This is a genomic window from Clostridium fessum (genome assembly GCF_027698965.1).
GTDB lineage: Bacteria > Bacillota > Clostridia > Lachnospirales > Lachnospiraceae > Otoolea > Otoolea fessa.
In genome coordinates this window covers 309,152-335,428 of the sequence record NZ_JAQEQF010000001.1, presented here as the reverse complement: position 1 = coordinate 335,428, position 26,277 = coordinate 309,152, and the positions used below count along the sequence as shown (strand labels likewise).

The following is a 26,277-nucleotide window of genomic DNA, read 5'->3' as shown; positions in this document are numbered from 1 at the left end:
GCATAAATTTCTTTGAGAGAAATGCGTGCGGTTTGGAAAGGGGCGTTTTTTATGATAGAGCTGATCAAAAAAGAGATACATATGAATCGGCAGAGGGGGACGGCGGTGTCGCAGCTGACGCTGGATGATGATTTTATTGTGCCGGATGCGCTGGATGATGCGGTGCAGATACTGCTGTCAGACGGGGAAGTTCAGATAGAAAATTCACGGATTCAGGGAGAAAAGGTGTTGATCCGGGGAAAGCTTGTGTTCCGGGTGCTGTACCGCCGGGAGTCGGGCGGGCTGCAGGCGATGGGCGGGGAGATTCCATTTGAGGAAACGGTCAATGTGCCGGAGCTTTCGGAGCGCGACTATACGCAGATCGTATGGAATATCGAAGATTTGAATATTACCATGATTCATTCGCGCAAGCTGAGCGCCAAAGCGGTGCTGACGCTTACGGTGCGGGCGGAAAGCCGCGTCGATGCGCAGGCTGCCGCGGACGTCGAGACGGACGATGCGGGGCTGCAAGTCCTGAAGAGAAGCGTTCCGGCAGCGACGCTTGCAGTGCGGCGCAAAGATATCTACCGGGTCCGGGAGGAAGTAAGCGTATCGGCAAATAAGCCGAATATTGAGACGATTCTCTGGCAGGAGATGCGTCTTCGGGATGTTTCGGTGCGCCCGTTGGATGGAAAACTGCATCTGGACGGTGAATTGTCGGTGTTCCTGATTTACAGCGGCGAGGGCGAGCACACGCCGGTTCAGTGGTTGGAGGAGAGTATTCCGTTTTCCGGTGAAGTGGAACTCTCGGAGGCGGTGGAGGAGATGATCCCGGCGGTCGGGGTCCGGATTCTTCATGCAGAGGCGGACAAAAAGCCGGACAGCGATGGGGAGATGCGCGAAGTGGAAGTGGAGGCGGTGCTGGAGCTGGACATCCGACTTTATAAAGAAGAATCAGTGGAACTTTTAAGCGATCTCTATTCGACCGGCTGCGAGGTCGTGAGCGAGCAGGGGGAGGTGTGCTTTGACCGGCTTTTGACGCGCAACAGCTGCAAAATGCGAGTGGGCGGAAGCGTTTCTTTTCAGAAACCGGATCGAATTCTGCAGATTTGCCACAGCAGTGGGATTGTCCGGCTGGATGAGAGCCGCCCGTCAGAAAACGGTCTGGCGATCGAGGGAGTGCTGGAAGTCAGTCTCCTGTATCTGACGGATGATGACGCGGCGCCGGTCGGGGCAATTTCTGAGGTTCTGCCATTTTCCGGCACGGTCGAGGCGGAGGGGATCCGGGAAGACTGCGTCTGGCAGTTGAATCTGGGGCTGGAACAGCTCGGCGCGGTGATGCTGGGCGGCGGTGAGGCGGAGGTCAAGGCGCAGCTCACGGTGGAACTGCTTGTATTCCAGCCGATGCAGGAAGAGGTGGTTACATCCGTGCAGACACAGCCGTTCGATTTAAAGCGCTGGGAGCAGCAGCCAGGGATTGTGGGTTATATTGTGCAGCCGGGGGATTCTCTGTGGAAAATTGCAAAAAAATTCCACACGACGGTGGATCAGGTGCGGGAAATGAATGAAATCGACGGGGAGGAAGCCGGAGCAGGGGCGCGGCTGCTTCTGATCAAAGAGGTAACGGCGGGTAACTGTTCATAGGTAGTAATTTTAGAGAGAAAAAATCGTTTCTGTTCACGGGTGGGCACTTTTGGGACCGAAAGTGCCGTAAGAAAACGTGGTGGCAGCAGGAATTTGCCGTATTGAAATTCGAAGCCACGGCAAATTCCGTTACTGGACACGTATGCGTGTACAGTAACAAAAAATCCAGCCGGAATGGTTGCATTTGGGGGAAAACTTTATATACTATTATTGTAACGGTTCAATATCTTCACAGTTACAAGCAAAAATCCATGCAGATTTGACTTTGACAAAGGATTTTCGCCTTGTAAGCTAGGAAAACGCATCCGGCCGGTGCTTGATGATAGATCCGGGGAAGGAGTTTCCCGAACCGGGCGGTGCCCGTGCATTGCAAGGCGCGGCGCCGTTTACATAGGGCATCCGGATGCGTTTTCCTGTGTACTGAGAAATTTTTGTCGGGAGTGCGAACCATAAAGGCAGGATGAGGCATGAATTATACATATCTTTTGCGCTGCGCGGACGGAACCTTGTACTGCGGGTGGACGAACCATCTGGCAGCGCGGGTGGCGGCACACAATGCCGGGAAAGGTGCAAAATACACGAAAGCCCGCCGTCCGGTAGTGCTGGCATACTATGAAGAATATGCGACGCGCAGCGAGGCGATGCGCCGGGAGGCAGCGATCAAGAAACTGACCAAAAAGGAAAAAGAGGAGATGGCAGCGCTGGGACGGACGGAGCTTCCGGTGGATGACGAGACGTAGATATATCGCGCCGGGGCAGATTATGTACGAAGAATTGGTACAAACAATAGCGGTAAAGGCAAGAAACAGCAGTAGAAATTGGTAACTGTTCAGTAGGTCTGCACATTTACTGTGCTGACCGTACGAAAACATGGGCCAGCAGGCAAAAATCCCATTGCCGTAGGCAATTTTTAATGGATTTTTGCGCGTGACTGTGAAGGTACTGAACAGTTACAGAAATTGAAAGATAGAGAGAAAACAGGAGCGGATAGGTACAGTGAGAAAAAGTAGAAGAAACAAAGGATGTATAGTGATGGCAACAGTCCTTCTGGCAGCGCTGCTTGGCGGCTGTTCGTTTCTATCGAAGGAGGCAGACGCGACGGAGGTTTCCAGCAAGGCGGAAACGGAAAGTCCGGGTGCCACACAGGAGTCGGAGACTGAGACAGCTGAGACAGAGGAGACACAGGAGAGCCATGAGGCTGCCGAAGACGAAGAAAGCGGGGAAGAGGAAACCGAGGACCATTTCGTGGAAAAGAAGATCGTGGTGGCAACGGATATGCACTATTTTGCCGAGAAACTGGCAGGAAACCGCTGTGATTCCTTTGTCGGAATGGCGAGGGGCGGAGACGGGCGCGTGCTGGAGTACGGCTGGGAGGTCATGGACGCCTTTCTCGATGATATGAAGAAGGAAGATCCAGACCTCCTGATTCTGAGCGGAGATCTGACGCTGGACGGAGAGAAAGCGAGCCATGAGGAACTGGCAGAACTTCTGGAAGGACTCAGCGAGGCGGGAATTGAGGTCGCGGTTATACCGGGAAACCACGATATCAATAACCCGGATGCCCGCCGCTATACGGCGGATGGAGCGGAAAAGGTGGAGTCCATCACAGCGGACGAGTTCCGGGATATCTATGCTGATTTTGGCTATGTAGCGGCGGACAGCCGGGATCCGGCATCGCTGAGTTATCTTTATAAGATAGACAGTGCAAACTGGGTGCTGATGCTGGATTCCTGTCAGTATGAACCGAAAAATGAGGTCGGCGGCATGATCCGCCGGGAAACGTATGAGTGGATGGAGCCGATTCTGGAAGAGGCGGAGCGGGAAGGCGCCCGCGTGATATCCGTCAGCCATCATAACCTGCTGGATGAGAGCGGAGTGAGCCGGACCTTTTATGACAACTGTACGATCGAGCACAACGAGGAACTGGTGCGGATGCTGTCGGATCATGGCGTGCGCCTGCACTTGAGCGGACATCTGCATATCCAGCATTATAAGGAAGACGAGGACACGGGCATCTATGAGGTTGTGACGGGTTCCATGGTGATGGCTCCGTGCCATTACGGGATTGTCCGCATCTGGAACGACGGGACCTACCAGTATAATGCGAAACCTGTCGATGTGGACGGCTGGGCGATACGCCACTCGTACCACAACCGAGATCTGGCAGATTTTACGGCTTATTCGGAGTCGATCCTGCGTCGGGCGGCAATCCGCGATGCAATTCGGGATCTGAATCGCCATATCGAGGATCGCCATGCATTTTTTACGGACGAGAAGAAACAGGAAATGGCTTCGTACTACGCGGATCTGTGCGTGAATTATTATGAAGGACGGATGTATCAGATCGAGGAAGCCGCAAAGGAAAATCCAGTGCTGGAAGATTGGAACAAGATCGGCTATGTCAGCGAACTGAGCGATTTTTTGCAGAATATCCTGGAGGACGAGGCGAAGGACTACGGGCATCTGAAGATTCCGAGCGTACATTAAATAAAAATGGAGGTACCAGGAGGCATGGGAGAGACAAAAAAACAGCGTTCGCCGCTGACAACGCTCTGCTACATTGAAAAAGACGATTCATATCTGATGCTGCACCGCATTAAGAAGAAACAGGATGTGAATGAAGGAAAATGGATTGGCGTCGGCGGACATTTTGAGGAGAATGAAAGCCCGGAGAACTGCCTGCTGCGCGAAGTGAAGGAGGAGACAGGGCTGACTCTGACTTCCTGGCGCTTCCGCGGAATCGTGACGTTTATCGCGAAAGGCTGGCCGACGGAATATATGTGCCTGTACACGGCGGATGGATTTGAGGGAACGCTTCGCGAATGTGACGAGGGCGAGCTTGCCTGGGTGGCGAAAAAGGATGTATCGGCTCTGCGGCTCTGGGACGGCGATCGGATCTTTTTGAAGCTTCTGATTGAAAGGGATACGTTTTTTTCATTGAAATTGTCATATGATGGGGACGAGCTGATAGAAACTGAGCTGGACGGGGTAAAAATTACATACAAATAAGCACGCAACTGCGGGTTGGTTGGGGAACGAGGGTTCTGCAGTGCGTGCTCATGAGGAATAATCAATATATGGGAACCGATTTTGGGGAAAATCGGGGTGGTTGGCTATGCCAGAAAGATAAGAAGATGAATTATTTTCTCTTGTTCCTTATCTTTAACTTGATTATATATCATTCATCGTATATAATCAAATATAAATAAGAAGATAATTATTATAAATTTTTTGTTATAGAATCACAAGTGGACAAAAGTGCCGGAAACCCTGTAGATAAAGGGGAAAGAATGGAACAGAATGAGAATGTTCACGGGCGGGAAGTTTCGGGATGAAATATCCCGCAGGATGCAGCGATGAGAAAAAGCAGGGTACATAGGAGGAAACATGTTCGACGGAAAAGAGTATGTATACGCGGTCTACGAGGAAAAGAGTTTTTCGAAGGCGGCGCAGAAACTGTATATTACGCAGCCGGCGTTAAGCACGGCGATCAAGAAGGTGGAGAAAAAGATAGGAACTCCGATTTTTGACCGGAGCACCTCTCCGATCGGACTGACGCCGGGCGGTGAAGTTTATATCGACGCGATCGAAAAGCTGTTTGCGCTGGAACAGAACACGCTCAATCAACTGAATAACTTAAATGGGCTTCTGGCGGGCAAGCTGTCGGTTGGCGGAACGATCTTTTTTACCTCGTTTGTACTTCCGGGCGTGTTGAGCGAGTTTTCCCATCGGTATCCGCAGATCAAGATTGATCTGCAGGAGGGCACGACCACACAGCTGACCGATAAGCTGGTTGCCGAGGAACTGGATCTTCTGATCGATAACTCGGAACTGGATGACAAAAATTATGAAAAGTATTATTATAGCACGGAGAGAATTATTCTGGCTGTTCCGAAGAGTTTTCCGATCAATGAGGAGCTGACCCAGTATCAGCTTACCGCGGAAGATATCCGGGCAGGACGCCACAGTCAGGCGGAGTTCCCGGTACTGCCGCTGCCGCTCTTAAAGAGTACTCCGTTTATCTTCGTCAAAGAGGAAAACAGTATTTACAAGCGCAGCATGAAGATGTGCAGCCGCCAGAATTATTCGCCGAATATTATCATGAAACCGGACCAGGTTGTCTCTGCGTTCAACATGGCAGGACGGGGCGTGGGCGCGACCTTCATCCCGGATGGCCTGATCGTCAATCTTCCATATGAAGTGCCGCTGTGCTTTTACAAGATGAATGAAGAGCTGGCGGTCCGTTACGTTTATTTGTACAAGAAGAGAAATAAATACCTCACGAAGGCGATGGAGGAGTTTATCCGCGTGGCAGTCGGCGACGAGGCGTTCCAGAAGGTACGGGAGCAACGGGAGAAAGAGAATCAGGAGAGGAAAGGTTCGGATAAGAAGGGGGATAAATAATGCGAAGAGGAGAACGTGCGATTGAGTCGAAAGACGGGCAGAAAGCCATTTTGGAACACTGCCGGGTGTGTAGTCTCGCCTTTTCCGGGGATGAATACCCGTATGTGATCCCGTTAAATTATGGTTTTGTGTGGAACGAAGACCAGGAGATGCCGGTGCTGTATTTCCACGGCGCTCCGGTGGGAACGAAGATTGAGCATATGGAGCGCGACAACCGGGTGGCATTCTGTGTGCAGAATGAAAAAGAGATAAAGATTCTGGAACCGGCATGCAGAAGCACGATGATTTATGAGAGTGTCTGCGGGACTGGACGGTTATCCCGTGTGGCTGCTCCTGGGGAGAAAGGAGAGGCACTGACAAGGATCATGCAGCAGTATGACCCGGAGGGCGGACCGTATGAGTTTGCTCCGGAGGTAGCGGCGAGAACCACCGTCCTCTGCCTGCGTGTGGAAACTCTGACAGGTAAGAGCAATGCGCCGAAACCGGAGCAGCCATGAAACAGTTAAGACAGATGTCGATTCTGGTGCGGGGGGCACAGCTTCTGCTGCTGGTCCTCGCACTTTTTCTGGTTGTATGGCTGGTGCCGGATGCAGGGAAAAAGCATGCATCCGGGACGGAAGCTTCGGAAGCTGAGACAGATGGCGGCGATGTGGCGGAGAATGAAAAAAATAGAGCCGCCGGGAATCTGGAGGAGGATGAATCATCCGCCGGGGAAGTGATACAGGATGATGCAGATGAGAACGCTTCGGATGGAGAAACGGCTTTAAAGCGCCGGACTTCCCGGAAACAGCTGTATAAAAGAAAAAAAGAGCCCCAGAAGGCACAGGAAGAGACAGTTTATATGCCGCCGACCATCTGGCTGGCGACGGATCTTCACTATCAGTCCCCGCAGATGACAGATTTCCAGTCGGCGTTTGATACCTATACGATGGGAAATGATGGGACGATCGTGCCGTATCTGGATGAGATTACGGAGGCATTTCTGGAGGAGGTGCGGACGGCGCATCCATCGGCACTGGTTTTGAGCGGAGATCTCTCCCAGAATGGTGAGAAAGCAAACCATGAAGCGCTTGCAGAGAAGCTAGAGCGGGTGCAGGCAGCGGGAATTCCGGTGCTGGTGATTCCGGGCAACCATGATATTAACCACCCGTGGGCGGCAACGTATTTTGATGATCAGGTATCCCCGGCAGAGGGAACAAGTTCGGAAGAGTTTTACCAGATTTACCATAAGTTTGGCTATGATCAGGCGGTGTCCCGGGCTTCGGATTCGCTGAGTTATGTTTACCGCCTGGATGAAAAATATTGGCTGATGATGCTGGACAGCTGTATGTGTGAACCGGTCCATGAGACGGGCGGAAAGCTAAGCGAAGAGACGGTTGCGTGGATGAAAACACAGCTGGAGGAGGCGAAAAAACAGGGTGTGACGGTCATTCCGGTTTCACACCACAATCTGCTGGATGAGAGTACACTCTATCCGGAGGAATGCACGATTGAAAATACGAAAGAAGTGACCGCGCTTCTGGAAGCATATGGAGTTCCGGTGTATTTGAGCGGGCATCTGCATTTGCAGAGAATCAAGAAGCATACGTCAAATCTGAATACACCGGGCGGATATGGAATCCGGGAGATAGTGACTTCTCCGCTTCCGATGGCGCCGTGCCAGTACAGTATCCTAAACTGGCAGACGGATGGCAGTCTGTCCTACCATACAAAAAAGGTAGACATAGCAGGCTGGGCGCAGCGCTACGGGGAAGAAGACGAGAATCTTCTCAATTTTGATGCTTATGCGGATCAGTTTCTGGTAGATGTGATTTCGAAACAGGCGTTTAAGGCGCTGCAGTCGGCATCAAAGGATATCAAAGAAGAGATGGCAAGGCTCTATGCCGATATGAACCGTGATTATTGTTCGGGCACGAAGATTGATGTGGCAAAGATCAGAAAAAGCGAGGCATATCAGTACTGGATCCGTTATAGCGGCAATGATTTTTGGCTGGCAAGGCTGCAGGCGATCCTGCACGATGCCCGGACGGACAACACGGTGCTGGAGCTGAAAGCGGGTGTGGATTTCCCGCTGCCGGGGGAGACGATAGAAAACCCGGAGAATGCAGAAAAAGAGGAAACTGTCGGAGCAGATGCGGGCAGTCCGGCAGAGGAGATACAGAAAAAGGAGGAATCATATGGACTACGAGGGAATTGTATACAGACCGCCGAGTGAGGCGCGCAGCCTGATCATTCAGGTGACGATCGGATGTGCACACAACACCTGCGGCTTTTGCAATATGTATAAAGAAAAGAAGTTCCGGATCCGGAGCCTGGCGGAGATTCTGGCAGATTTGACGGAGGTTTCGCACAATCCGTATGCGCCGTATATCGAGAAGGTATTTTTGGCGGACGGCGATGCGCTGGTTATGAAAACAGAGGATCTTCTGGTAATTCTGGATGCGATCCACCGCCTGTATCCGGGCGTGAAGCGGGTGGCTTCCTACGGAACGGCACAGGATATTTTGCGGAAATCGGAAGAAGAGCTGATCCGCCTGCGCGAGGCGGGACTCGGAATCGTCTATGTGGGCGCGGAATCCGGCGACAATGAGATTTTAAAATATATCAATAAAGGCGTGACGGCGGAACAGACCATTGAGGCAGGGCAGAAGCTGAAACGCTGCGGCATCGCGACCTCAGTGACGCTGATTTCGGGGCTTGGCGGACGCAGCAAGGTGGAAGAACATGCCCTGTCCTGTGCGAAGCTCATCACGGCGATGAACCCGGAGTACGCATCCTTCCTGACGCTGCGCCTGTACGAGGGCACGCCGATGTATGCAGATGTCGTGGAAGGGCGGTTCCAGCGGATAACCCCGGATGAAATTGTGGATGAAATAGAAATTTTCCTGAAAAATGTGGATTCTCCGGGCACTGTATTCCGGACGAACCATGCGTCGAACTACGTGATTCTGGCGGGAACCTTAAACGGGGATATCCCGGCCATGCTTAAAAAACTGGAGGAGGCAAAGAGAACGCATCATTACCGGAAATTCCGGGAGACTGGCGATCTCTTATAAGTAGGTATGATTTATCTGATTTTTGCGATTCTTTTCAGCGCGTCCCTGGCGCTGGCGCTGCGGATCAGTGAGACGTTCAGCGATAACCGATATGGGATTTTGGTTGGAAATTATGTGACCTGCCTGGTGGTGGCATTTATTCTGCTTCCAGATAAAAATATCTTTGCGGCAGGCAGCCGGACGGCGGTTCTCACGGGAATCGTGAATGGATTTTTGTTTACAGGAAATCTGGTTCTGATGCAGAAATGCATCCGTGAAAATGGGGCAGTTCTGTCGTCGGCATTTGCGAAGCTTGGTATCGTGATTCCGGTCACGGCGAGTATCCTGTTTTTAGGTGAGATCCCGACGCTGTTCCAGCTGGTGGGAATTGTGCTGGTTATTGTGGCGATCTGGGTCATCAACAGCGAGGGGGACCGCGGCTGCGGACGCAGACGGAGGATGGGTTCGGCGGGACTTCTGCTCGTTTTATTTGTCGTCAGCGGTATGGCAGACGGGATGTCCAAGGTAACGGAGAGGATCGGCGAGAGACGGTTTGATGCGCTGTTTCTGTTCTATACGTTCCTGACCGCACTGGTTCTGACTGTGGTTCTGGCATTTCTCGAGCAGCAGAGAACCCGCCGCAAGATTGGAAAGATGGACTTTTTGAGTGGTGTGGCAGTCGGATTTCCAAACTATTTTTCAACCTCGCTGCTGCTGGCGAGTGTGTCGAGACTGCCGGCGTTTATCGTGTATCCGAGCTTTAGTGTCGGCACGATCCTGGTGGTCAGCTTTGTGAGCGTGCTGGTGCTCGGGGATCCAATCAGCCGGAGACAGATTGGGGGATGCGGGATTATTTTGGTGGCATTGGCGCTGCTGAATCTTTAGAATTTTCCGTTTCGGATGCTGCGCTCATAATAAAAGATATACTGTTGCATTACCCCTGCGTATCCTTTATAGCTTCCAAAAAAATCCTGGATAATAGTAGTGTACAGGCGGCTTTTTGGAAGGCGGCGGTAGCGGATGGGATGTTTGGGAAGGTATTCTTTGGTCAGGATCTGTTCGATCCAGGTATCGACGGGGAAGGCGTCGATGTGGTGGAGTCCGAAGAGGCAGACGCAGTTGGCGACCTTGGGACCGATGCCATAGAGGCTGGTAAGTGCGGTCATGGCTTCGTCCGGCGGCAGGGCTGCGAGGGATTCTAAGGATACGGTTCCGGCGAGGACATCCTGGATGAGGCGGTGGATGTATTTGGCGCGGTAGCCGAGTTTTAAGGCTAATAGGTCGTCCAGGCTGGCAGATGCCAGTTCTTCGGGCGAGGGAAAAGAATAGTAGGTGCGGATAGAACCGTCGGACAGGGCGGCGGTTCTCTTCGCACCGTATTTTTTTGCCAGGGTCTCGACGGCTTCGCGGATCTTTGGGATGGTTTTCTGCTGGGAGATCAGGAAGGTGATCATCATTTCCCAGAGATCCTGACGGAGAATCCGGATGCCGGAACCGGCGTCTGCCGCCGCCGCGAGGTAGGCATCGTCTGCGCGGATGGAGGCGATGAAAGAGCCGTAATCGGTGCCGAGATCGAAGTATTGTTTCCAAAAAGGAAGCGCTTCGTCCGGGCAGTCGAAGAAGAAACCGTCCGGCGTCTCGGAAATTTCCAGATAGTGCGTCCCGCTGATGAGTGACCAGATCCCCGGTTTTTCCGGAACCGGAAGCATACGGAAACATTGACCGGAGGCGGCGATCTGTGCGAGGTTCAGGTTCAGGCAGGAGATGATGTGGGAGTTGGGAAAATTGTGCTTTTCGATTGCAGGCAGGTTTGTTGTATGTGTGTTCATGGCAGGGCATCCTCTTTTTTTTAAATATTTTTTGCTTATATCAATGGAATATCAAGTTATAAAACCTTGAATCATAAAGTATCAAATCATGTAATTCTTATGAGACGTATCATAGCATAGAAGACCTTTGACTGCAAACGGTTACCTTTTATCAGAAAGGAATTACATCAGAATTGCATCAGAATTGCATCAGAGCGTAAAAAAATCTTGCGAAAGACGCGCTACTTGGGTATGATGTATATATGTGCGCACTCGCGCGAAGAGGAATCATGTCGCAAGCGACCGCGCTCGGCGCGAGAATGTGTCAGGGCACATTCTTTGTTCTATGGCAGGAGGGGAGACGGATGTTTTTTATCGGTGGCATCAGTTCCGGCGTGAAGCCGCTGGAGTACCTGAAAACAGTGATCTGCGGGCGCTGCGGCGCTTATGGGCGGTATCAGGTGTACATGACCTATATGTATTTTAGTTTCTTTTTTATCCCGATTTTTAAATGGAACCGGCGCTTTTTCGTAGAAATGTCGTGCTGCGGTGCGGTCTATGAGCTGGATCCGGAGGTAGGAAAGAGGCTGCTTCGGGGCGAGGAGGTCGAGATCACGGAAAGCGATCTGACACTTCGGCAGGATGGAAATGGAAATCCGTGGACGGGAAGTGATGCATCACACCGTCATAAGGTCTGTCCGTCCTGTGGATTTGAGACGGATGAGGATTTTTCGTACTGTCCAAAGTGCGGCAAACCGCTGTAAGGCGGGGAAATACAGACGGATACCGCTAAAAGAGTGATGGCGGCTGTGGAAGCACGGGACGGTTACAAAAATTTGATACAGCGCAGATTTTGGCGCAAAAAAGAAAGAGAGGCAGACAATATGTTAGAAGCTGGTATCAAGGGAAGACAGGAAGTTATGGTTACGGATGAAAATTCCGCAGCAGCAGTGGGAAGCGGTCTGTTACCGGTGTTTGCAACTCCGGCGATGGTTGCACTGATGGAGAAAACCGCGTGGATGAGCGTGGCTCCGTACTTAAACGACGGTGAGGGAACCGTTGGTACAAAGCTGGAAATTGCCCATAATGCAGCGACCCCGGTCGGCATGCAGGTTTGGTGTGAGAGTGAGCTGGTAGAAGTAGACGGCAGACGTCTCGTATTTAAGGTAGAGGCATTTGACGCGAAAGGTTCCATCGGCGGCGGCACACATGAGCGTTTCATCATCAAAAATGAGAAATTCTTAGCAAAAGCACAGAGCAAGAAAGAAAACTAAAGGTTGCGAAGAGAGCACGGCCGGCTGAAAGCGCTGCGAGTATCGTATGCGGGATACTTTTGGCTGGCTGTTGTTTCGTGTAATAGGAAATTCCTTGAAATTTCTTATTACACAAAAAGGCACTAACGTGCCAATGATGCGCACTCGCGCGAAGCAGAAACATGTCGCAAGCGACCGCGCTCGGCGCGAGAATGTGCCAAGGCACATTCTTTTTCATTATAGAAGGGAATTAATTCGTTTGAAAATCACATATATTCATCACAGCTCGTTTTCAGTTGAGCTTGAAAATGCCGTGATTCTGTTTGATTATTTTAAGGGAACTCTCCCGGAGTTCCCGGCAGGGAAGCCCCTCTTTATCTTTGCGAGCCATTTCCATGCCGATCATTATGCTCCGGTAATCTTTCAGCTGGGAGAGAAACGGGAAAATGTTTTTTATATTCTCTCAAAAGAGATTGGGAAAAAGATACCAGAGGAATATCGTAAACGATATAAAGACAGGATACGGCTGGTAAAGGCAGGAGAAAGATTTTGCCTGAATATTTCTGAAGAAAGCCTTATCGTCGAGACGTTCCATTCCACCGACGAAGGCGTCGCCTTCTGGCTCTCCTGCGAAGGAAAGGAGATTTATCACGCCGGTGACTTAAATAACTGGTGGTGGGAAGGCGAAGATATGGCATGGAACCGGAATATGGCGGCTTCTTATAAACAGGAGATGAAAAAGCTTTCCGGGCGCACGGCGGATCTGGCATTTATCCCGGTCGATCCGAGGCAGGAGCAGTGGTTTTATCTGGGCGCTGCCGGTTTTATGGAGCAGGCGGACGCAAAATGGATTTTCCCGATGCATTTCTGGGAAGATTATACGATTATACCAAAATTAATCGAACATCCATCCAGTGAAGGCTGGCGGGATCGGATTGTAGAGATTCACAAGGAAGGAGAGGAGTTTATTCGATGAAATTTACATTTGCACACAACAATTTCAATGTCATCGATCTGGACAAGTCACTGAAATTTTATGAGGAAGCACTGGGACTTAAGGAGGTACGCCGCAAGGAGGCGGCAGACGGAAGCTTTATCCTTGTTTATCTGGGCGACGCCACGACCAGCTACCAGCTGGAGCTGACCTGGCTGCGCGACTGGGAGAAGGACTCCTACAACCTGGGCGACAATGAGTTCCATCTGGCATTTGAGACGGAAGACATGGAGGCGGCACATGCCAAACATAAGGAAATGGGATGCATCTGTTTTGAAAATCCGGCGATGGGTATTTATTTCATTAACGATCCGGATGGATACTGGCTGGAGATCGTGCCGGCGAAGAGGAGTTAAGGGCTGAGTTTGTCTGAAAAAATGTTTTGACGTGATTGTGAAGGTACTGAACAGTTACGTTTTAACATATGAGTTAAAAAGGGGTTAGAATGGTAAAAATAATTAAAAACGGAAGAGTCATCGATCCGGAGAGCAGATTCGACGGAAGGGCAGATTTGTGGATTGAAAATGGAAAAATCCAGAAAATCGTGAAAAAAGATACAAAATCAGAATCAGATGAGGCATCTGACGCACCGTTCATCCCGGCGGATGCCGAGGTGCTGGATGCAGAAGGGCTGATCGTCGCGCCGGGACTGGTGGACGTCCACGTGCATTTCCGCGATCCGGGTCTGACCTACAAGGAGGACATCGAGACGGGCGCGGCGGCTGCGAAGGCGGGCGGCTTTACGACGGTGGTCTGTATGGCAAACACGAAACCGGTTGCCGATACGCCGGAGATTGTCCGGTATATTCTGGAAAAGGGTGCGAAAACGGGAATCCACGTGGAAACCTGCGCGGCAGTCTCGAAGGGATTTCAAGGAAAAGAACTGACCGATATGGAGTCCCTCAAAGAGGCGGGTGCGATCGGATTTACGGATGACGGAATCCCGCTGATGAGCGAAAAATTGGTCAAAGAGGCGATGGAGACGGCGAAACGTCTCAATGTGCCGCTCAGCTTCCATGAGGAGGATCCGGCATTTATTTTCAACAACGGCATCAACCGCGGTCCGGTGTCCGAGCAGCTGGGAATCGGTGGTTCCCCGGCGCTGGCGGAGGATTCGATGGTGGCGCGCGACTGCATGATCGCGCTTCACACGGGCGCAGATGTGGATATCCAGCACATCAGTTCCCGTAATGCGGTGCAGATGGTCGGGCTGGCGAAAAAGCTGGGCGCGCATGTCTGGGCGGAGGTGACACCGCATCATTTTACACTGGACGAGACGGCGGTTCTGGAGTACGGAACACTGGCGAAAATGAATCCGCCGCTGCGGAGTGCTGCGGATCGCGAGGCGTTGATTGAAGCAATCAAGGACGGCACGATTGATATGATTGCGACGGATCATGCACCGCACAGCGCCGAGGAGAAGGAAAAACCGCTGACCGAGGCACCGAGCGGCATCATCGGGCTGGAAACCTCCCTGCCATTGGCGGTTACCAGGCTGGTAAAAGCTGGTCACATTGATTATCTGACTCTGTTTGAGAAAATGTGCCTGAATCCGGCGAAGCTGTACCGGATGAAGGAGGCGGGACGCATCCGCGAGGGCGGCGCGGCGGATCTGGTTCTTTTTGACGACCAGACACCATATACCGTAGAAAAATTCCATTCCAAGGCGTCTAACTCCCCGTTTGTGGGAGTGAAGCTCTATGGAAAGGTTCACTATACCATCTGCAGCGGTGAGACAGTATATCGGGCAGAATAGGAGGAAACGAAGCGATGAAGACAATGTTAAAACGCGGCGCAGGCGTACTGATGCCGATTTTCAGCCTGCCGTCGCCGTATGGAATCGGTACGTTCGGACGGGCGGCGTATGAGTTTATTGATCAGTTAAAACGCGGACGCCAGACGTACTGGCAGGTGCTTCCGATGGGACCGACCTGCTACGGGGACAGCCCGTACCAGTCCTACTCTGCATTTGCGGGAAATCCGTATTTTATTGATCTGGATACGCTGAAAGACGAGAAACTTCTGACCCAGGATGAGATAGACGCCTGCTGGTGGTGCGACAAGCAGGATCAGGTCAAATATGACGCGCTGTATTATTACCGTTTTCCGCTTCTGCGCAAGGCGTATGAGCGGAGCAGCCATAAGGAAAGTGAGGAATATCAGGCATTTCTGGAAGAAAATGAAGAATGGCTGGACGACTATGCGCTCTATATGGCAGTCAAGGGTAAATATGAAGGAAAAGGCTGGATGGACTGGGACGAGGACATCCGGTTCCGCCGTCCGGAGGCGCTTTCGGCATGCCGCGAAGAGCTGGCAGAAGAAATAAATTACTGGAAGTTCTTACAGTTTAAGTTTTTTGAACAGTGGAAAAAATTAAAACAGTATGCAAAAGAAAAAGAACTTCAGATCGTCGGCGATATTCCGATTTACGTGGCGCTCGACAGCGCGGATGTCTGGAGCCACCCGGAGCTGTTCCAGCTCGACGAGGAAAATCTGACGCCGCTCAAGGTATCGGGTGTGCCGCCGGATGCATTTTCAGAGGATGGACAGCTCTGGGGCAACCCGCTTTACGACTGGGAGAAAATGGAACAAACCGATTTCGCCTGGTGGCGAAGCCGGATGAAAGCGTCCGCGAAGCTCTACGATGCGGTGCGGATCGACCATTTCATCGGCGTGGTGCAGTATTATGCAATCCCGTATGGCGCTGTGACTGCGAAAGACGGCGAGTGGGAGAAAGGTCCGGGCAAAAAGCTGACCGACGCACTTGACGAGGCGGCAGGCGAGACGAAGATCATCGCGGAGGATCTTGGTGTCTTCTGTCAGGAGGTCAAGGATCTGCTGGCAGAGACGGGCTATCCGGGCATGAAGATCATTGAGTTTGCGTTCAGTGGCGACCGTTTCAACGAGCATCTGCCGCACTGCTATGACCCGAACTCCGTAGTCTACGGTGGAACGCACGACAATGAGACGCTGGCGGGGTATTTCAAACCGGAAAAACGTCAGTGGTGGGAGCTTCAGTACATTGCCGATTACCTCGGTGCAGCACACCAGAGTGAGGTGGTAGACCGCGTGTTCCGCGCGGCATACGGTTCAGTCGCGAGCGTTGCCATTTTCCAGATGCAGGATGTGTTGAAGCTCGATAACTGGGCGCGCATGAATACGCCGGGAACTCTCGGGGAAAACTGGCGCTGGCGTCTGCTTCCGGGGCAGTTTACGGATGAGCGGGCAGATTATTTGTCCTGGCTGGTGGATACGTTCGGAAGATTTTAGTTTTTGGCGGATGGGAATAAAAACCCGTAAAATGCTTGCAAATTCGGGAAAAACCTGTAAAATATACATGGATTGCACCCGCCCGGGGCAAAGATGCACCTGGGGAGTATGAACGATTTGAACAGTATGAAAGGAAATTGCCATGATTAGTACAAGCAATGTAACACTGCGAGTAGGAAAGAAGGCGTTATTTGAGGACGTAAGCATTAAATTTATCGAGGGAAACTGCTACGGACTCATCGGTGCCAACGGTGCCGGGAAGTCTACCTTTTTACGAATCCTGTCCGGACAGCTGGAACCGACCAATGGTGAGGTTATCATCACACCGGGACAGAGACTTTCATTCTTACAGCAGGATCACTTTAAATATGACGCATATCCGGTACTTGATACCGTTATTATGGGAAATGCGAGACTCTACGAGATCATGAAAGAGAAGGAAGCTATCTACATGAAGGAAGACTTCTCCGAGGAGGACGGCGTCAAGGCTGCCGAGCTGGAGGGCGAGTTCGCCACGATGAACGGCTGGGAGGCAGAGTCCGACGCGGCGAACCTTTTAAATGGTCTGGGAATCGAGACGGATCTCCACTACAAACAGATGGCAGATCTGACCGGTGCCCAGAAGGTCAAAGTTCTTCTGGCACAGGCACTGTTCGGAAACCCGGACATCCTGCTTCTCGACGAGCCGACAAACCACTTGGATCTCGATGCGATCGCATGGCTCGAGGAGTTCTTGATCAACTTTGAGAATACGGTTATCGTGGTATCCCATGACCGTTACTTCTTAAATAAAGTCTGCACCCAGATCGCAGATATCGACTATGGCAAGATTCAGCTCTATGCCGGAAACTACGATTTCTGGTACGAGTCCAGCCAGCTGATGATCAAGCAGATGAAGGAAGCCAACAAGAAGAAGGAAGAGAAGATCAAGGAGCTGCAGGAGTTCATCCAGCGATTTTCTGCCAATGCTTCCAAGTCTAAGCAGGCAACCTCCAGAAAACGTGCTCTGGAGAAGATTGAGTTAGATGAGATCAAACCGTCCAGCCGTAAGTACCCGTATATCGACTTCCGTCCGGAACGTGAGATCGGTAATGAGGTATTAAGCGTAGAGAACCTGTCTAAGACTATCGATGGTGTGAAGGTTCTTGATAATATTTCTTTCATTCTCGGACGCGAGGACAAGGTAGCATTTGTAGGACCGAACGAGCAGGCAAAGACCGTTCTCTTCAAGATTCTTTCCGGCGAGATGGAGCCGGATGAGGGATCCTATAAATGGGGTCTGACCACCAGTCAGGCATATTTTCCGAAGGACAATTCGAAAGAGTTCGATAACGACGACACGATCGTAGACTGGCTGACCCAGTACTCTCCGGTTAAGGATGTGACTTATGTCCGCGGATTCTTAGGACGTATGCTGTTTGCCGGTGAGGACGGCGTGAAGAAGGTCCGCGTTCTTTCTGGTGGTGAGAAGGTGCGCTGCATGCTTTCTAAGATGATGATCTCCGGTTCCAATGTCCTGATTCTGGACGAGCCGACCGACCATCTGGATATGGAGTCCATTACCGCTCTGAACAACGGTATGATCAAGTTCCCGGGCGTGCTGTTATTCTCCTCCCGTGACCACCAGATCGTTGAGACGACCGCAAACCGTATCATGGAAATCGTAAACGGCAAGCTGATCGATAAGATTACTACTTACGATGAGTATCTGGCAAACGATGAGATGGCGAGAAAACGTCAGGTATTTACTGTTACGGATAGTGAGGAAGAGGACGACTAAGAGCTGGAATCAAAGTGATTTAGGATAATAAGCGAGAATCCTCGGTTATTCAATTGCCGAGATGAAAGCACAAAAGTCTGAAAGATAAAAGACAGCCCCAGACGCTGCATGTGAGCGATGCCTGGAGCTGTCTTTTGCACATCTATGGTGTCAATGTCCCGTTTTTGGCGTGATCAATCCTTCTTATGGCGTGATTCCAGATAAACCAGGTAATTGATGTATTCGATCAACTGCTTTTTCGTGGAAGTCTGGAATGATGAGATACGCCCATTGACCTCTCCATAGGTGACATTTTTAAGAAATGGTTTCGCCATTTCGGGCGGATTCTTCGGGTAGGAGGTTCGACCGAGAATATAATCGGCGCTGACCTGGTAATAATCCGCCAGTTTTATCAGATGCCGAAGAGGCAGATCCGTCCGGTTTGTTTCATAGCGGGAATAGATTTGCTGAGTTGTACCCAGCAGACTGGAAATTTCCGCCTGCGTTTTTCCTTTGTCCTCCCGTAAATCACGGAGCCGGTCACCAGCAGCAATCATTTAAAGCACCTCCCGCATACATCAAATATTTGTGAAAACAATCTATCATACAAGTATGCGCAGAACTAAAAGATACAATTAACTGGTGTAGAAACAGTAAAAAATACATTTATAAAAATGTAAACAAAAAAGAATATCCGCTCTATGGAATAAAACGGCAGCCGGGTTTTTGTTTTACTGTTTACAGTCTGCCCGAATTGGTTTAAAATAAAAGGAAATAGGCAATTCTGCTTTGAATGAAAACGGGCAGAATTGTGGATAAGAAACAGAAAGCGAGGACAATTTTCATGAGTCAGAAGCCAGTTCTGGTGATCATGGCGGCTGGTATGGGCAGCCGGTACGGCGGCTTGAAGCAGATTGATCCGGTCGATCGGGAAGGAGATCTGATCATCGATTTTTCGATCTTCGACGCAGTCGAGGCTGGATTCGAAAAGGTCGTATTTATTATCAAGAAATCGATTGAGAAAGAGTTTAAGGAACATATCGGAAACCGCATGGAAAAGCACGTGCAGGTGGAGTATGTGTATCAGGAAAATGACCGCCTTCCGGATGGATTTGAGGTTCCAGAGGGACGCGTCAAACCGTGGGGAACCGGTCATGCGATTCTCTGCTGCAGCGAGGTGATCGACGGACCGTTTGCGGTGATCAACGCGGATGATTACTATGGAAAATCGGCATTCAAGGCGATCTATGATCGTCTGGCATCCTGCGGTGATGATGACAAATATCAGTATGCGATGGTTGCCTATCATCTCTACAACACATTGACGGAAAATGGGCATGTGGCGCGCGGCGTCTGTACGGTGGATGCGGATGGACATCTGGCAGATATCCACGAGAGAACGCGCATCGAGAAGCACGGCGATCAGGCGGAATATACCGAGGATGACGGCGCAACCTGGGAGCAGCTGGGGGAGGATACGCTTGTATCGATGAACCTCTGGGGCTTTACTTCCAGCATCTTAAAGGAGTTAAAGGCGCGTTTTGTTCCATTTTTGGAGAAAAATCTGTCGGTAAATCCACTCAAATGTGAGTATTTCCTCCCGTTTGTGGTGGATGAACTTCTGAAAGAGGGGAAAGCCGAGGTGACCGTGTTAAAGAGCGTGGACCGCTGGTACGGCGTGACCTACAAGGAAGATAAGAAGATGGTGACAGACGCGATCCAGGGGATGAAGGACGGCGGTCTGTATCCGAAAAAACTTTGGGAAGAGTAAGAATGAAGAGATAGGTATTAGGAAGGAAAAATGGGTATGAGCAAGTTGATGAAAAGCCTGCCGTTTCGGCTGGTGCTGGGTGTAGCGATCGGTATTATTGCCGGTCTTATAGCAAATGAAAGTTTTATGAATCTCGTTGTGACGTTGAATTATATTTTTGGGCAGATTATTTCGTTCTGTGTACCGCTGATCGTCATCGGCTTTATTGCCCCGTCGATCACGAAGCTTGGAAAGAATGCCTCCAGATTGCTTGGAGTAGCGCTGATTCTGGCGTATACATCGTCTCTTGGCGCGGCGCTGTTTTCGATGGCAGCCGGATATACGCTGATTCCGCATATGTCGATTCAGTCGGCAGTCGATGGACTGCGCAGCCTGCCGGAGGTTGTCTTTAAACTGGACATTCCGCCGATCATGGGCGTCATGAGTGCGCTGGTATTTTCCGTTATGATTGGTCTGGCAGCGACCTGGACCAAGGCGGTGACGGTAACGAAACTCTTAGACGAGTTCCAGAAGATCGTTCTGGAGATTGTACAGAAGATTGTCATTCCGATTCTTCCGGTTTACATCGCATTTACGTTCTGTTCCCTGGCATATGAGGGAACTATCACAAAACAGGCTCCGATCTTCATTTCGGTTATCCTGATTGTTATGGCAGGCCACTATATCTGGATGGCGCTGTTGTATACACTGGCAGGTATTTACTCTGGCCGTGACCCGAGAGGCGTTATCAAGCATTATGGTCCGGCATATCTGACGGCAGTCGGTACGATGTCTTCTGCGGCGACCCTGGCAGTGGCGCTCAGCTGTGCCAAAAAGGCAGAGCCGCTTCGTGACGATATGGTTGATTTCGGTATTCCGCTGTTTGCGAATATCCATCTGTGCGGTTCGGTTCTGACCGAGGTATTCTTTGTCATGACGGTATCCAAGATTTTGTACGGCGCCCTCCCGGATATGATGACGATGGTTCTGTTCTGTGTTCTTTTAGGTGTATTTGCCGTAGGTGCACCGGGTGTTCCGGGCGGTACGGTTATGGCGTCTCTGGGACTGATCACCGGTGTCCTCGGTTTCGATGCGACCGGAACGGCGCTAATGCTGACGATCTTTGCGCTTCAGGACAGTTTTGGTACTGCCTGCAACGTAACGGGCGATGGCGCGCTGACCCTGATGCTGACGGGATATGTGGAGAAACATGGGATTAAACATCAGGATTTACACGTAGATTTATAAAAATGAGAGAGGTGGGGCAGGCAGCAGCCGCCCCGAAACAGGTCTGTGAATGCGCCGCTGGCTCTTCGCACTATCGTTGTCCGCTTGCTTTCACTACACTTGTTCGTCTGTGTCGGACTTGCGTCCGCCCCATTCGGACAAGCGTGTTCAAGATGCGTACAACTGATAGGCGAAAGCCTGCTCTGCATCCACAGACCAGTTTCGGAGCGTCTGCCACCTGCCTGCTGTCTTTTTATGTATCGGAAAAACCTTATTTGATAAAAAGGAGAGATAGAATGAAAAAAATGATTTCCTGGAACGTAAACGGCTTGCGGGCGTGTGTGGGAAAGGGATTTCTGGATGTATTTCATGAGCTGGATGCGGATATTTTCTGTATTCAGGAGAGCAAGCTGCAGGAAGGGCAGATTGATCTGGAGCTTCCGGGGTATTATCAGTATTGGAGCTATGCGGAGAAGAAGGGATATTCGGGAACAGCGTTGTTTTCGAAGGAGGAGCCGCTTAGCGTGAGCTACGGTCTGGGTATTGAGGAGCACGATCATGAAGGGCGCGTCATTACGGCGGAGTACCCGGATTATTATGTGGTGACCTGCTATACGCCGAACTCCCAGAATGAGTTGGCGAGACTTCCGTACCGGATGCAGTGGGAGGATGATTTCCGCCAGTTTTTGAAGAAGCTGGAGGAGAAAAAGCCGGTCATTTTCTGTGGGGATCTGAATGTGGCACACACGGAGATTGACCTGAAAAATCCAAAGACGAACCGGAAAAATGCCGGATTTACGGATGAGGAGAGAAGCAAGTTTACGGAGCTTCTGGACTCTGGATATATCGACACGTACCGCTATTTTTACCCGGATAAAGAGGGCGTTTATTCCTGGTGGTCGTACCGGTTTAAGGCGCGCGAGAAGAATGCTGGGTGGCGGATTGATTATTTCTGTGTTTCCAAGAGCCTGAAGGACCGGCTGGCGGGCACACAGATTCATACGGAGATACTGGGTTCGGATCACTGCCCGGTAGAATTACAGATAAAGGATCGGGATGAGGCATGAATTTACTGACAGCAGAACATCTGAAAAAATCATATACGGAACGGCTGCTTTTTGATGACGTGGCATTTTCCATCGGTGAAGGTGATAAGATTGGTCTCATCGGCATCAACGGAACCGGAAAATCTACTCTTCTAAAGATTGTAGCCGGTCTGGAAGAGCCGGATGAGGGTACGGTAGTAAAGGGACGAAATCTCTATATCCGTTATCTGCCTCAGAATCCGGAGTTTGAAGCGGGACGGACCGTCTTAGACTGCGTGATCCGGGAAAATATGGCGCATGAGCACGCCTGGGATCTCGAGGGCGATGCGAAATCCATGCTGAATAAGCTTGGAATCACCGATTATAGTGCCAAGGTGGAGACACTTTCGGGCGGACAGAGAAAGCGCGTTGCCCTCGCAGCGGTGCTGTTATCGACGGCGGATCTGTTGATTTTAGACGAGCCGACGAACCATCTGGACAGTGCGATGGCGGACTGGCTGGAAGAGTACCTGAAAAAATTCCGCGGCGCGCTTCTGATGATCACGCACGACCGGTATTTCCTTGATAACGTGACGAACCGCATCGTCGAACTGGACAAGGGAAAGCTGTACAGTTATCAGTCCGGCTATGAGGGCTATCTGGAATTAAAGGCAGAGCGCGAGGCGATGGCGGTGAGCTCGGAGCAGAAACGCCAGAATATCCTGCGGACGGAGCTGGCGTGGATCCGACGCGGCGCACAGGCACGCAGCACGAAGCAGAAAGGGCGTATTCAGCGCTTCGAGGCGTTGAGTGCGGTGGAAGCGCCGAAAGTAGATGGAAATGTGGAGATGAGCTCGATTTCCAGCCGTCTCGGACGAACCACGGTCGAGGCACACCATCTTCATAAGGCGTATGGTGACCGCCTCCTGATCGATGATTTTTCCTATATCTTCTTGAAGGATGACCGCATCGGCATCATCGGACCGAACGGCAGCGGCAAATCGACGCTGATGAAGATGATTACCGGCTGGGTGAAACCGGATTCGGGCGAGGCGATCATCGGCCAGACCGTAAAAATGGGTTATTTTTCACAGGAAAACGAAGATATGGATCAGTCGATGCGCGTGATCGACTACATTAAAAATGTGGCAGAGTACGTGCGGACGGCGGACGGGCTGGTATCGGCATCCCAGATGTTGGAACGGTTCCTGTTCCCGTCCCATATGCAGTACACGCTGATCGGCAAGCTATCGGGCGGCGAGCGGCGCAGACTCTATCTGCTCCATATCCTGATGGGCGCGCCAAACGTCCTTCTGCTCGACGAGCCGACCAACGACCTCGATATCGGCACGCTGACGATTCTGGAGGATTATCTTGATCATTTCCAGGGGATCGTGATTACGGTATCGCATGACCGGTATTTCCTTGATCGCGTAGTGCGCCGGATCTTCGCCTTTGAGGGCGGCGGCGCGATCCGTCAGTATGAGGGTGGCTATACCGACTATCAGGCAGCCTGTGGGGAACGCATAGCGGCAGAGATGGAGGAATCCGGTCAGGAACACGGCAGAGGCCAGAAGACCGGAGGCGCTTCTGGTGCGGGAACGTCAGATGCAGCGGAGACGGCAAAGGATAAAAACCGCGGTCGCCAGCGCGAGAAAAAGCTCAAATTCAGCTATATGGAGCAGAAAGAGTGGGAGACGATCGAGGATGATATCGCGGCGCTGGAAGAGGCAATCGCGGATCTGGAGCAGCAGATGCAGGACTCTGCCCGCGATTATACGGCTCTGAACGGCATCATAAAGGAAAAAGAGGAAAAAGAAGCTCTTTTGGAAGAAAAGATGGACCGCTGGATGTATCTGAACGATCTGGCGGAAAAAATAGAAGCGCAGGCAGCTGCTCACAAGTAGGCACTTTTGGAACCGAAAGTGCCGTATGAAAACGTGGAGGTAGCAGATTTTGCCGATTTGGAATGCGAAGCATCGGCAAAATCCTGTTACAGTCTGCATATGTGTGGACTGTAACAGGCGCAGGCGGCTGCTCACAAATAGGCACTTTTGGAACCGAAAGTGCCGTATGAAAACGTGGAGGGGATACAGGTGAAAGCAGAAAAAATCGTGAGACAGAAGATAAGAACCCCTGATTTTACACCGGGAATCAAGCGGACAGAGACGGGAATGCACTTGTGCGTCGAGGCACCGGGGACATTCTGCCATCTGGCAATTTATGAGACAGGTAAAAAACAGGGTGTTCGGATTCCATTTTCCCCGGAAGAACGGGTGGGGGATCTCTGGATGATGGAGCTTGCGGGCGATGATTTTTCGGGACTGGAATACACGATCGAGACTGAGCAGGGGGAGCTGCCGGATCCGTGCGGGCGCATCTATACAGGACATGAGCGCTGGGGCGATTTAAAAGCGGCGCTCCGTCCGGTGCGCTGCCGTTTCCCGGAAGAAACGTATGACTGGGAAATGGATCAGCCGCTGAAACATCCGTATGATGAGACGATCCTGTACCGGCTGCATGTGCGCGGATTTACCCGTCATACTTCTTCCGGCACCGGGGAGCGGGGAACGTTCCGTGCGCTGACGGAGAAAATTCCCTATTTAAAGGAATTGGGTATCACAGCAGTTGAATTAATGATGCCGAATGAATTTCAGGAAGTGATGATGGAGGATGGGGCAGACGGGAATCCGTATGCGACTGGGACACCGACCGGACGGCTCAATTACTGGGGCTATGGGGCGGGATACCTGTTTGCGCCGAAAGCTTCGTACACATCCGGGAAAGAGAAAGAACCGGAGCGGGAATTTAAGGATCTGGTGAAAGAATTTCATAAAAATGATATTGAAGTGCTGGTTGAGCTTTATTTTACCGGCGAGGAGAGCGCGGCACTGGCGCAGGAGGCGGTTCGTTTCTGGGTTTACGAGTATCATGTGGATGGCGTGCACCTGTCCGGGTTTGCGCCGGCCGAACTGCTGGCGTCGGATCCGCTGTTAGCTGATACGAAGCTATTAGCTGCTTCCTGGGATGGCGTGCGTGTGCCAAAAACGGCAGCGGCACCGAAGCTGCGGGAGCGCCGCTGGCATCTGGGCGAGTACAATGAAGGATTTTTGATCGATATGCGCCGGGTATTAAAGGGCGATGAGGATCAGGTCGGCCGTCTCATTTACCAGACACGCCGGAATCCGGACGCGTATGGCGTGATCAACTATATGGCGGCGACAAATGGCTTTACGATGATGGATATGGTTTCCTGTGAGCAGAAGCACAACGAAGCGAACGGGGAGAATAACCGGGACGGAAGCGATTATAATTATACGTGGAACTGCGGCGTCGAGGGCACGACGCGGAAAAAGAAGATTGTGCAGATGCGGAAAAAACAGCTCCGCAACGCATTTTTGCTGCTCTTTCTGAGCCAGGGAACGCCGATGTTTTTAGCGGGCGATGAGTTCGGCAATTCCCAGAACGGCAACAATAATGCTTACTGTCAGGACAATGAGATTTCCTGGCTCAACTGGCATCAGCTGGAGACGAACCGGGATATTTACGAATTTGTAAAATATATGATAGCGTTCCGCAAAGCGCATCCAGTGTTCCACCTGCCGGTGGAGCCGAAAAATATTGATTACCTCGTCTGCGGACACCCGGATGTTTCCTACCACGGCGTCAAAACATGGTGCCCGGAGTTTGAAAATTTCCGCCGCCAGCTCGGCATTCTCTACTGCGGCGAGTACGGGCGAAGAGCGGACGGCACCAGCGATGACTATTTCTTTGTCGCCTACAATATGCACTGGGAGCCGCATGAATTTGATCTTCCGAAGCTTCCGAAGGGAATGCAGTGGACTCTGTGCATCAACACAGACGACGCAGACAATAACGGAATCTGTCCGCCGGAAAGCCTGGAGGCAGGGCAGGAGCCGCAGGAAGAGCTTCGCCAGTATATGGTTCCGCCGCGGAGTATTCTGGTATTTCGCGGCTTTAAGCCAATTTCCGGTCCGGCATCCGAAAAGGATGGCAAAAAAGCTGGGAAAGTGGTAAAATCGGTAAAACGGCAGAATGTCAGAAAAGAACCGGCAAAGGAAGCGGAGACTGTGGTTGCGGCAGCGCGCGAACTGTAAGAACGGAATTG

Annotated in this window: 23 protein-coding genes; 21 read left to right on the top strand and 2 right to left on the bottom strand. The window is 51.3% G+C overall.

What is annotated here, in order from left to right; all coding sequences use genetic code 11:
• Nucleotides 1–81 precede the first annotated feature (81 nt).
• The 9 genes from PG862_RS01655 (at nt 82) to PG862_RS01615 (ending at nt 9,947) form a co-directional block, all read left to right on the top strand.
• Nucleotides 82–1,623: a DUF3794 and LysM peptidoglycan-binding domain-containing protein gene (locus PG862_RS01655; protein ID WP_333563179.1), complete on the top strand. Its 1,542-nt coding sequence runs from the start codon at nt 82–84 to the stop codon at nt 1,621–1,623.
• A gap of 467 nt (nt 1,624–2,090) precedes the next feature.
• Complete coding sequence (locus tag PG862_RS01650; protein WP_107000813.1) at nt 2,091–2,363, top strand: GIY-YIG nuclease family protein; 273 nt, start codon at nt 2,091–2,093, stop codon at nt 2,361–2,363.
• 292 nt (nt 2,364–2,655) lie between these two features.
• Entirely contained in the window at nt 2,656–4,110 is a 1,455-nt protein-coding gene (locus PG862_RS01645; RefSeq protein ID WP_107000812.1) for a metallophosphoesterase, read from the top strand.
• Between the two features lie 24 nt (nt 4,111–4,134).
• Nucleotides 4,135–4,632: an NUDIX hydrolase gene (locus tag PG862_RS01640; RefSeq protein ID WP_107000811.1), complete on the top strand. Its 498-nt coding sequence runs from the start codon at nt 4,135–4,137 to the stop codon at nt 4,630–4,632.
• 378 nt (nt 4,633–5,010) lie between these two features.
• Nucleotides 5,011–6,027, top strand: coding sequence for a LysR family transcriptional regulator (locus PG862_RS01635; RefSeq protein ID WP_107000810.1), 1,017 nt, complete (start codon nt 5,011–5,013; stop codon nt 6,025–6,027).
• Nucleotides 6,027–6,524, top strand: a complete 498-nt coding sequence (locus PG862_RS01630) for a pyridoxamine 5'-phosphate oxidase family protein (protein ID WP_107000809.1) — start codon at nt 6,027–6,029, stop codon at nt 6,522–6,524. Before PG862_RS01635 ends, PG862_RS01630 begins: the two co-directional genes overlap by 1 nt.
• A complete protein-coding gene (locus PG862_RS01625; RefSeq protein ID WP_107000808.1) occupies nt 6,521–8,242 on the top strand; it encodes a metallophosphoesterase in 1,722 nt (573 codons plus the stop codon). The genes PG862_RS01630 and PG862_RS01625 overlap by 4 nt, the downstream gene beginning before the upstream one ends.
• The gene (locus tag PG862_RS01620; RefSeq protein WP_107000807.1) at nt 8,205–9,083 is read left to right on the top strand and encodes a radical SAM protein; all 879 of its coding nucleotides are present in this window, start codon (nt 8,205–8,207) and stop codon (nt 9,081–9,083) included. The genes PG862_RS01625 and PG862_RS01620 overlap by 38 nt, the downstream gene beginning before the upstream one ends.
• A gap of 6 nt (nt 9,084–9,089) precedes the next feature.
• Nucleotides 9,090–9,947 (top strand): EamA family transporter, encoded by an 858-nt coding sequence (locus tag PG862_RS01615; RefSeq protein ID WP_107000806.1) that lies wholly within the window; start codon nt 9,090–9,092, stop codon nt 9,945–9,947.
• Here the strand turns inward: PG862_RS01615 and PG862_RS01610 are convergent.
• Nucleotides 9,944–10,891: a DNA-3-methyladenine glycosylase family protein gene (locus PG862_RS01610; protein WP_107000805.1), complete on the bottom strand. Its 948-nt coding sequence runs from the start codon at nt 10,889–10,891 to the stop codon at nt 9,944–9,946. The genes PG862_RS01615 and PG862_RS01610 overlap by 4 nt on opposite strands.
• Before the next feature lie 344 nt (nt 10,892–11,235).
• Between PG862_RS01610 and PG862_RS01605 the strand changes: the two genes are divergently transcribed.
• The 7 genes from PG862_RS01605 to PG862_RS01575 all read left to right on the top strand — a co-directional run bounded on the left by PG862_RS01605 (nt 11,236) and on the right by PG862_RS01575 (nt 18,167).
• Nucleotides 11,236–11,634 (top strand): zinc ribbon domain-containing protein, encoded by a 399-nt coding sequence (locus tag PG862_RS01605; protein WP_022360594.1) that lies wholly within the window; start codon nt 11,236–11,238, stop codon nt 11,632–11,634.
• A gap of 120 nt (nt 11,635–11,754) precedes the next feature.
• Nucleotides 11,755–12,144: a thioesterase family protein gene (locus PG862_RS01600; RefSeq protein ID WP_022360593.1), complete on the top strand. Its 390-nt coding sequence runs from the start codon at nt 11,755–11,757 to the stop codon at nt 12,142–12,144.
• A gap of 238 nt (nt 12,145–12,382) precedes the next feature.
• Nucleotides 12,383–13,099, top strand: a complete 717-nt coding sequence (locus PG862_RS01595) for an MBL fold metallo-hydrolase (protein ID WP_107000804.1) — start codon at nt 12,383–12,385, stop codon at nt 13,097–13,099.
• Complete coding sequence (locus tag PG862_RS01590; RefSeq protein ID WP_107000803.1) at nt 13,096–13,473, top strand: VOC family protein; 378 nt, start codon at nt 13,096–13,098, stop codon at nt 13,471–13,473. Before PG862_RS01595 ends, PG862_RS01590 begins: the two co-directional genes overlap by 4 nt.
• A gap of 89 nt (nt 13,474–13,562) precedes the next feature.
• Nucleotides 13,563–14,873, top strand: a complete 1,311-nt coding sequence (locus tag PG862_RS01585; protein WP_107000802.1) for a dihydroorotase — start codon at nt 13,563–13,565, stop codon at nt 14,871–14,873.
• Nucleotides 14,874–14,887: 14 nt separating this feature from the next.
• Nucleotides 14,888–16,387 (top strand): 4-alpha-glucanotransferase, encoded by a 1,500-nt coding sequence (gene malQ, locus PG862_RS01580; protein ID WP_107000801.1) that lies wholly within the window; start codon nt 14,888–14,890, stop codon nt 16,385–16,387.
• Nucleotides 16,388–16,529: 142 nt separating this feature from the next.
• Entirely contained in the window at nt 16,530–18,167 is a 1,638-nt protein-coding gene (locus tag PG862_RS01575) for an ABC-F family ATP-binding cassette domain-containing protein (RefSeq protein ID WP_022360588.1), read from the top strand.
• Between the two features lie 173 nt (nt 18,168–18,340).
• Here the strand turns inward: PG862_RS01575 and PG862_RS01570 are convergent, their stop codons facing one another.
• Nucleotides 18,341–18,703 (bottom strand): helix-turn-helix domain-containing protein, encoded by a 363-nt coding sequence (locus PG862_RS01570; RefSeq protein WP_022360587.1) that lies wholly within the window; start codon nt 18,701–18,703, stop codon nt 18,341–18,343.
• A 287-nt stretch (nt 18,704–18,990) separates the two neighbouring features.
• On the opposite strand from PG862_RS01570, the gene PG862_RS01565 reads away from it, so the two are divergent.
• The 5 genes from PG862_RS01565 (at nt 18,991) to PG862_RS01545 (ending at nt 26,266) form a co-directional block, all read left to right on the top strand.
• Complete coding sequence (locus tag PG862_RS01565; protein WP_107001017.1) at nt 18,991–19,917, top strand: nucleotidyltransferase family protein; 927 nt, start codon at nt 18,991–18,993, stop codon at nt 19,915–19,917.
• Between the two features lie 36 nt (nt 19,918–19,953).
• Nucleotides 19,954–21,144 carry a dicarboxylate/amino acid:cation symporter gene (locus tag PG862_RS01560; protein ID WP_117796583.1) on the top strand — a complete coding sequence of 397 codons (1,191 nt, stop codon included), beginning with the start codon at nt 19,954–19,956 and terminating at the stop codon, nt 21,142–21,144.
• A 275-nt stretch (nt 21,145–21,419) separates the two neighbouring features.
• Nucleotides 21,420–22,190 (top strand): exodeoxyribonuclease III, encoded by a 771-nt coding sequence (locus PG862_RS01555; protein WP_118471552.1) that lies wholly within the window; start codon nt 21,420–21,422, stop codon nt 22,188–22,190.
• Nucleotides 22,187–24,055: an ABC-F family ATP-binding cassette domain-containing protein gene (locus tag PG862_RS01550; protein ID WP_118538448.1), complete on the top strand. Its 1,869-nt coding sequence runs from the start codon at nt 22,187–22,189 to the stop codon at nt 24,053–24,055. The genes PG862_RS01555 and PG862_RS01550 overlap by 4 nt, the downstream gene beginning before the upstream one ends.
• A gap of 189 nt (nt 24,056–24,244) precedes the next feature.
• Complete coding sequence (locus PG862_RS01545) at nt 24,245–26,266, top strand: alpha amylase C-terminal domain-containing protein (protein ID WP_243031994.1); 2,022 nt, start codon at nt 24,245–24,247, stop codon at nt 26,264–26,266.
• The last annotated feature ends 11 nt before the right edge of the window (nt 26,267–26,277 follow it).